General features: G+C 63.2%; 8 protein-coding genes. 3 read left to right on the forward strand and 5 right to left on the reverse strand.

The features are described 5' to 3' along the window. Positions 1–428: recombinase family protein (locus LAO51_18945; GenBank protein MBZ5640820.1), on the reverse strand; the 428-nt coding region annotated here is incomplete at its 3' end. 640 nt (positions 429–1068) lie between these two features. Here LAO51_18945 and LAO51_18950 point away from each other — a divergent pair. Together LAO51_18950 and LAO51_18955 are read left to right on the forward strand one after the other, a co-directional pair. Beyond that, complete coding sequence (locus LAO51_18950; GenBank protein MBZ5640821.1) at positions 1069–1800, forward strand: DUF899 domain-containing protein; 732 nt, start codon at positions 1069–1071, stop codon at positions 1798–1800. A gap of 332 nt (positions 1801–2132) precedes the next feature. Next, complete coding sequence (locus LAO51_18955; protein ID MBZ5640822.1) at positions 2133–2459, forward strand: hypothetical protein; 327 nt, start codon at positions 2133–2135, stop codon at positions 2457–2459. 108 nt (positions 2460–2567) lie between these two features. On the opposite strand, the gene LAO51_18960 is transcribed toward LAO51_18955, so the two are convergent. From LAO51_18960 to LAO51_18970, 3 genes are all read right to left on the reverse strand, one after another. After that, positions 2568–2708: a hypothetical protein gene (locus LAO51_18960; GenBank protein ID MBZ5640823.1), complete on the reverse strand. Its 141-nt coding sequence runs from the start codon at positions 2706–2708 to the stop codon at positions 2568–2570. 48 nt (positions 2709–2756) lie between these two features. Beyond that, positions 2757–2975, reverse strand: a complete 219-nt coding sequence (locus LAO51_18965) for an amino acid transport protein (GenBank protein ID MBZ5640824.1) — start codon at positions 2973–2975, stop codon at positions 2757–2759. Positions 2976–4086: 1111 nt separating this feature from the next. Continuing rightward, positions 4087–4224, reverse strand: coding sequence for a hypothetical protein (locus LAO51_18970; protein MBZ5640825.1), 138 nt, complete (start codon positions 4222–4224; stop codon positions 4087–4089). Between the two features lie 141 nt (positions 4225–4365). Between LAO51_18970 and LAO51_18975 the strand changes: the two genes are divergently transcribed. Continuing rightward, positions 4366–7983 carry a hypothetical protein gene (locus tag LAO51_18975; protein ID MBZ5640826.1) on the forward strand — a complete coding sequence of 1206 codons (3618 nt, stop codon included), beginning with the start codon at positions 4366–4368 and terminating at the stop codon, positions 7981–7983. A 26-nt stretch (positions 7984–8009) separates the two neighbouring features. Here LAO51_18975 and LAO51_18980 read toward each other — a convergent pair. After that, a partial coding sequence (locus tag LAO51_18980; GenBank protein ID MBZ5640827.1) for a hypothetical protein occupies positions 8010–8348 on the reverse strand: 339 nt, incomplete at its 5' end.

Genomic DNA, 8348 nt, shown 5'->3' on the forward strand with positions numbered 1-8348 from the left:
ACATACAAAATCTTGAAATCACCCTGGCGGGCCGCTTCGCGCATGGCGTTGATCCCCGGGCGGAATTTCTTGCGGTAAGCCGATTGGGCCGGATCGGAGAAAACCTGGACGATATTCACTCCGTCTCGTTCGGCTTGATCCTTGATCTGGCGTAGCTGTGCATCCAGGCTGAACGAGTCGCTTTGCATCTCGGACGAGTAACGGATGTATGCTGCCCCAGGGAGCGGTGAAGAGTCTTCTTTCTTGCTATATTTGTTCATTTTGTTTTTCCCTTTTTGTTTAAAATTGAGCTGTGCAGTAATTGAAAGAACTAAGCGAGATATTGCATAACCACCTCCAGTACGGAGCAGCGTTTGAAGGATTAGCCGGAATCGTTGGATTTTTCCTGGTTGAGCGCCAGGTAACGTTGATTGATACGCGCCAGCCATTCGATCAGGCCCTTCGGAAGCCTGTCTGGTAAATTTTGCTGCTCCTGGGGATGGGTTATATCATCTCCAGAAACCCCATCTTTTTGTGTGTCAGGTTTTTGGGGGGAGTTGTGACTTACAGACGTTTGTGCCATGGTTGCACCTCATACTCTAAACAGGCGATGTGTCTTCTATGCGCTTTATGGGATAAAAAAACTCCGGTTCTGAGCACTTACTGTCAGAACCGGAGCATGTGTTGTTGGTCTTTAGACCAAAACAATTGATATCAAGGTTTATCTTTCATATTTCCCTCAGTGAATTGGCGAATATGTTTCGTTAATATTCTTAAGCGTCCGATTTGTATGGTTGTAAATCGGTATTTTGGGCTGTATTAAAAAAGCATATCCTGAAAAAACACCCTTTTTCATATCTCACTCAACCCGTTATATCTATTTAAATCGGGCTGGAAAAATCATTTCCAATGTCCAATTTTATGAAATGGATCTCTAAAAATGAGGCAAAATAATGGAAAAAGAGCTAAATTAATAGGTCCCGCCAAAATAATCGTCCGTTTGTAGTAAAATATTGGGAAAATTAACTTGACGTGGAATCCGGGTTATATGCACTAGTTAGGCTAACGGAAAAAAAGGTGAATGACTTTATGAGAGATGAACTTGGAGCCCCTAAGGTAGTCGATCGGAACACCTTCCAGGCGGAGCTGGACGCATTGCGGGTTCGAGAGAAGGCTCACACAAGAGACGGCGACGCCATTGCAGCCGCTCGCCGACGGCTCCCCATGGTCGAGGTGGACGGTGCCACACCGCTCATTGGCGAACGTGGGGCGGTGACACTATTGGACGCGTTTGAGGGACGCCGGATGCTCATTGCCTACTATTTCATGTGGCACACCGGCCACCCTGCGCCGGAGCAGTGCGAAGGGTGCACCTGGGTTACATCGCAGGTCCGAGAGCTGTCCTATATTCATTCTCGCGACGTCACCTTCGCCGTGTTTTGCCAAGGCCCGTACGAAGAGAGCGCCCGGTACCACGACTTCATAGGCTGGGAGATGCCTTGGTACTCGGCCCAGGACTCGCTCGACACCCTCTTGGTTGGACGCCGGGTGGGCAGAATGCACATCGTTTGCTACCTGCGACAAGGATCCAATGTCTTCGAGACTTACTGGACCACAATTCGCGGCGTCGAGGCGATGGATAACAGCTATCGGTTGCTCGACTTGACCGTCTACGGGCGGCAGGAGACGTGGGAGGACTCGCCGACCGGCTGGCCGCAAGGGGACATTATGGACACGCTGCGTACCAATGGACGTCCCACCTCCCAGTGGTCTCGCCTGAAGGCCGGGTATTCGGACGACCTGGGAACTGGCAGGCGCTGAATGCGGTCCGTTCAAGCGGTTCCGCGCTCTTGGTGCAGGATACCGGTGGCCGAATGATCGGTCGGGGAGATAGGTAACCGTGGAGCCCGGCTCGCCGCGCCTCGCTGCTTCGCGGGCCGCGGGGGAGCGGCGACACAAGTCCCGGTCGCCGATCGTGCCAATGAGCCCTCGCGGTCCGAGCGACAATAGACGGTGACGGGGTTCTCTTCGAAGTGGAAAGATGAGCAGCTTCTCGTCTTTGCGGCGCGGGTGAGGAGCGAGTCTCGAAGATCGTGGACAACGAAGGAGTCGCTAAAGTATCGTCCCACGGAGCACTTCTCCGAGGAGGATCCATGAGCATCAGGTCGATCGCAGTGGTGCTGGCGGTAGCACTCGTGGCCGGAGTGGCCTTCGCCGCCGGCAGCCAAGTTCCAGCCAACGCCGCAGGCAAGACCCACGACATGATCGTCCAGATTGTCGCCGTCGACGCGCGAGGCCAGAGGATCACGATCAAGGACGACAAGGGCGAGACGAAAACCGTAGCCGTTCTGGGGAATGCCGTGGGGAAGCTCACGATGACGAGGACCGGCGGGATGTTCACGCTGACCTGCCAGGACAATGAGAAGGGAGAGCATCAGGGGATCATTGCGATCAAGGCGGTGAAGCCGGCCCGCAAGTAAGCCTCCTTCTCGCAACTTTGAGATATAAGGCGTCGGCCGCCCGCGGCCGTTGCCCATTCTCTACCTCTTCCCATGGCGCGGCGGTTGTGGAGGCGCGCGTCCGTGCGGTCAGCAGGCGAGTCCGCGCACCTTCCCGCGCATCTCCTCGTCACGCGGATGGGTGTACACCACGGTGGTCAGCGGGCTGACGTGGCGCGCGAACCGCTGCGCCAGGAACAGGTCGTGGGTCGCCCTGTAGACGGCGGTCACGGCTGAGTGGCTGTACAGTGTAGGAACTGGTCGGTTTCCGATGGCCGTTTACCGGCCCGTGCGCAGGAGGTACCAGAGCACTCCACTGAGGAAGACGCCGACGATGACGAGCGAGGAGATGCTCGTCGTGAAGTAGGGGTACACCATGAAGAGCAGTCCGATAACGATCTGCGGCCAGCGCGCGTTCCTCTTCCCGTAAACGAACAACGCCAATCCGATTGCGCCGGTGATCAACGACAGGAAGAGCCAGGCCGGGTCGAGGTTCATCGCCCAACAGTCTACGCCGCGTTGGGAGCAGATGCCGGGGGTGTCGAGGCGCGCCCGACGACGTGTCGCTCGCGGGAAGGTCCGCGGGGATGGCCGTTGCGCAGCCGCGCCTTGTCCGGAATGGGGTAGGAGAGGAAGAAGACACGCGACGCGTGGTGGGTACAGCGTCGAACGGCCAGGGAAAGGGCGTGTCAGCAGGCCAGCGTCCGGATTCGGCGGGACATCTCCTCATCGCTCGGGTGCGTGTACGCCACGGTCGTCAACGGGCTGACATGCCGTGCGAACCTCTGCGCCAAGAACAGGTCGTGGGTGGCCCTGTAGACGGCCGTCACGGCCGAGTGTCTCAGCGAGTGAAAGGGGCGTTCCGAATTCGACATCGGCGCAAGTGGGGCCGCGACCTCAGAGGCACGACCGGTAGCGGCCCCTCCTGCGTCTACGGTAGCGGTTCGATCTCAACCGGGACGGGCGGCGGATTGTTGTCGGACGTATCGTCTCCCCCCCCTTGATCCCCGCCCCCGCCACCGCCACCGGAGCAAGGCGGGAGGAGGTTGCAGCGATGAAGGCAGGTCTGATACCGAGCGTCGCACGTCAGTATGCAGTCGGGTTTGGGTTCACAAAGCTGCTCGCAGCTGGCTGCTGCAACCGTGCAGTTCCACGCGCACTCCTCGCGGCAACCCGGGTCGCTCGCCAGAGCGAGGCACCCGACCAGAAACGCCGACGCGGCGCCAAGGACAACGAACCTCACGATGATCCTGTTTCCTCTCCCTTCGGGCATGGGAATCCTCCTTTCTGCTCAATCGAACTGGCGACACCGCCCTCCCGGGCCCAACTACCTCTTTCCACGTGAAAAAGCAGCGGTCGCCCCTTCCCTTCTGACGACGCGCGCGCTCCCCCCCTCGCTGGGCCTTTATTACTCCGATCCAGGTGCCGATTCAAGGGCCGATCGCCTTCTTCGTGACGACGTCGCAGCAGGGCACTCTTCGATCCGTCGTGAGAAGCGACCGACCTCGACCACGATCCAGCAGCAGGAGGGCCACCGTTGGGGCAGGGCGCCGGGAACCCAAGATACTCAGAAGTCGAGGGAGGTTGGGACGGTGCAGAGATCATGTTGTCACACGCGGCTTGGATTGCGAGCTGTCAGCGCGCGAGCGCAGACCGCGATCGTGTGGTCGCGGACCTTGGCGGTCGTGGCCCGCAGGATCGCCTTCTGCTCGGCGGCGGTCAGGGTCGGCGGGGCGAGGTGGGGCATCGGGACCTCTCGCCAGGATGGGGCCAGCGGCGGGGGACGAAGTCAAGGGAAACGATCGCAGGCCACCCTGCGGCTCTCGCCCGGTGCAATCCCGCGCGTTGGACCCTATATTGATGCCGACTCGGACCCGGGGGAAGACAGATGCGATCGCAGGCTTCTCTTCGCCACGTTTTGGTCGCTGCGGCGATTCTCGGGGCCTTCCTCGTAGGCGGACTCGCCGACGCCCGTGACCTGACGTTCGACGAGCGCGTCGAGGCTCAGAGAGCGCTCGAAGAGGTCTATTGGCGGCACCGAATCTGGCCCAAGGAGAATCCGGAACGGAAACCGGCTTTCGACGTCGCCGTTCCCGCGCCGATCATCCGGGCCAAGGTCGAGGATGCTCTCGCGAAATCGGCGGCCGTGGAGCAGGTGTGGAACCGGGCCATCAGCCACGACCAGCTCGAGGCCGAGCTCGACCGCATCGTCGGGCACACGCGCGATGCCGCTTTTCTCCGGGAGCTGTTCGACGCGCTCGGCAATGATCCGGCGCTCATCGCCGAAACGCTGGCGCGCTCGACTCTCGCGGACCGACTGGTCCGGCAGTGGTACGCCCGCGACGGCCGCTTCCACGCGGCGACCCGTGCGGCGGCCGACCGCGCTCGCGCCTCGGCCGGCGACGCCGCTGCGATGGCGCGGAACGGCGTGCCGGGAGTTACGCGAACCTGGCATCGTGCCGCCAGCGGCGCGGCGAAAGAGGCGCTAGTCGACGATGAGTGGCGCGAGCTCGAGAAGAGCCTCGCGACCATCTCAACCGGCGCGTTGGGACCGGTGCGGGAAGAGGACGACCGCTTCGTCGTGACCGCGGTCTTGAATCGCGGACCGGACGAGATGTCGACGGAGACGTTCAGCTGGCCCAAGCGGTCGTTCGATGCGTGGTGGAAGTCGACGAGGCCTTCGCTCGATCCGCTCCGCTCCGTAGCGAGCGGTGCTTTCACGCTCGCCGCGCTGCCGACCGCAGCCTGCACGGCGGACACATGGTCTCCGGCGATGACCACGGCGCCGGACGCGCGGCAATTCCACACCGCCGTCTGGACCGGGACCGAGATGATCGTGTGGGGCGGAACCCACCAGTCGGTGTTTCAAACGGGAGCTCGTTACTCTCCGGCCACCGACACCTGGACGCCGACGGGGATCGATTCCAACACGCCGACACCGCGGGCGAAGCACACCGCCGTTTGGACCGGAACCGAGATGATCGTATGGGGGGGCATGGGGGACTTCTTCCCCCCGCTCTCGACAGGTGGCCGATACAACCCGGCCACCGACCAGTGGGCTTCGACGTCGAACGTCAACGCGCCGAGCGCTCGGATCTTCCACACCATGATCTGGAGCGGCTCAGAGGCGATCGTCTGGGGTGGAACGCCGGGTGGCACGCCCTCACTGGCGACTGGCGCACGCTACGATCCGGCGACGGACACCTGGTCGCCGACGAGTACGGGGACCAACCTCCCGCCCGCCCGGTACAGGCACACCGCAATCTGGACGGGCAGCAAGATGATCGTCTGGGGCGGGGCCACGTGCTGCACCGTCATGAACTCCGGCGGGATTTACGACCCCTCGACCAACACCTGGGCGGTGACCTCCGTCGCGGCAAACGTGCCCGCATCACGAAGCAGGCACGTCGCGGTGTGGACCGGATCCGAGATGATCGTCTGGGGCGGACTCAGCACCTCGGATCCCTACTACTTGAAAACCGGCGGGCGTTACGACCCGGCATCGAACACCTGGAGCGCGACTTCGATGGGCGCCGGAGTCCCCGGGCCACGCGACGACGCCTCGGCGGTCTGGACCGGAAGCCTCATGATCGTCTGGGGCGGCTTTGCGCCGGCTGCCGGCGGCGACCTCAACTCCGGGGGCCGGTACGCTCCCGCCACCGATTCATGGTTGCCCACCAGGACCGACGCGTCCACCCCGGTGGCACGCAGTTACCACGCCGCGATCTGGGACGGCTCCGAGATGATCGTGTGGGGGGGCGACTCCGAGACCGGCGGCAGGGGAGATGGCGCGCGCTACGATCCTGTGACCGACACTTGGGTCCCCACCGGCACGGGCTCGGCGCCCACCGGCCGCATGTCGCATGTCGCCGTTTGGACGGGCGCGGAGATGGTCGTTTGGGGTGGCTCGGGTGGTCTCAGCGGGGAGGCGTTCAACTCCGGCGGCAGGTACGATGCGGCGCTCGACGCGTGGTCGCCGACGAGCCTCGGAGACGGCGTTCCGCCGGGGCTGTCATCCTCGCGGGCGGTGTGGACCGGCCACGAGATGATCGTGTGGGGCGGAACCGACATGGCCGGTCTTGTCTCGAACGCTGGCGGGATGTACGACCCCGTCGTGGACTCCTGGACCCCCACGCCGAGCGATGCGACGGCACCTCTTGCGCGCCAGGCTCACACCACCGCTTGGACCGGGCGCGAGATGATCGTCTGGGGAGGCACGCTCGCGGACGGATCGGCGACCGGGACCGGGGCGAGCCTCGATCCCCGCGCCGATACGTGGCGGCCGGTCAACACGGGCCCGACCGCGCCGAGCCCTCGTCACGACCACGTGGCCGTCTTCGCCGGCGGCCGCATGGTGGTCTGGGGCGGTAGCCCGCCCGCGCTTGACACCGGAGGCCGGTACGATCCTGCGACCGACTCCTGGAGCCCGACCTTTCACGGCGGTGGCGTCCCTGATCCTCTGAGCTTCGCCGCCGCGATCTCCACCGGAGCGGCAATGATCGTCTGGGGTGGGACGACGTGCTGCGTCGGCACACCGACGAACATCGGCTGGCGGTATGACGTCGCGTCCGACACTTGGCTCCCCACGAGTCGCGGAGATCTCGTCCCCGAAGCCCGATCCCTCCACTCGCTCGTCTGGACCGGAAGCGACATGCTCCTATGGGGTGGCCGCAACTACACCGGCACTCGTTACAACGACGGAAGGCACTACGATCCGGCCACCGACGTTTGGACAGAGATCCCGGTCACCCCTCAGACGCCTTCACCCCGTGCGTATCAGACCGCGGTGTGGACCGGGACTCAGATGATCATTTGGGGCGGAGAGATCTCCACCTCGACTGGCGGTCTCTACTGCGCCTGCCCCAACGGCTCTCACTTCTATCGAGACGCCGATGGCGACGGCTACGGAGATCCCGGCGTGTCCGCGCCGAGCTGCACCGGCACGGCGCCCGCCGGCTACCTCGCAGACGCGACCGATTGCAACGACGCCGCGTCGAGCGCGCACCCCGGTGGCGCCGAGGTGTGCGATGGGATCGATAACGACTGCAACGGCCTCGTCGACGAGAGCGCCTCGGGAGAGGACAGCGACGGCGATGGCATCCATGACCTCTGCGACAACTGTCGGTACACGACCAACTCCACTCAGTCCGACTTTGACCACGACGGCGAGGGGGACGCGTGCGATCTGAACGACGGTCTCATCTACGAGTGGCGGGACGACAAGACGTCGGTGTCGTGGCAGGCGGAGCAAGGGCCGACCTCGTGGAATCTTTACATCGGCGACCTCGACGTGCTGAAGGCGACGGGCGTGTACACGCAGGCTCCGGGTTCGAACCCCTTAGCGCAACGTCAGTGCGGCGTGAGCACGACGTTCGCCGACGACCTTGCCGACCCGGAGGTGGGGAAGGCGTCGTTCTCCCTGGTGACGGGCGTCACCGCGGGCGCCGAGGGGTCGCTCGGCTCGAGTAGCGCAGGGCCGAGATCGAATCAGAACCCGTGCCCTTGAACTCCCGAAACGGTCTGCCGCGCCCGCTAAGCCGCCCTTTCTAGCCCCGCGAGGAACCTCCCGACCGGCTTCATTTCTATCTGTAATGGTACAAAGCGGGCCCCCGCTACCAGCTCACAGGTAGAGTTTGCAGGGCGTGGTAGCCCCACGGCGGGGAATTTCCGCATCTCCAGCTCGAGGCGCGCCACTTCAGGCATGACCTTCACGCCGTCCACGAACGCCCGCACGAACTCCTTCCGCTCCTCCAGGCTCCCTGAGTCCAACAGACGCGGCAGGTCGCGCAGAGAGGCGAGCCCTTCCCGGACCAACTCGACATCGATCGGCTCGTAGGGGGCCGTCTCAAGCTCCTGGAGGCGGTCCTGGAG

The sequence above is a fragment of the Terriglobia bacterium genome, assembly GCA_020073205.1.
In the GTDB taxonomy this organism is placed as follows: Bacteria; Acidobacteriota; Polarisedimenticolia; order Polarisedimenticolales; family JAIQFR01; genus JAIQFR01.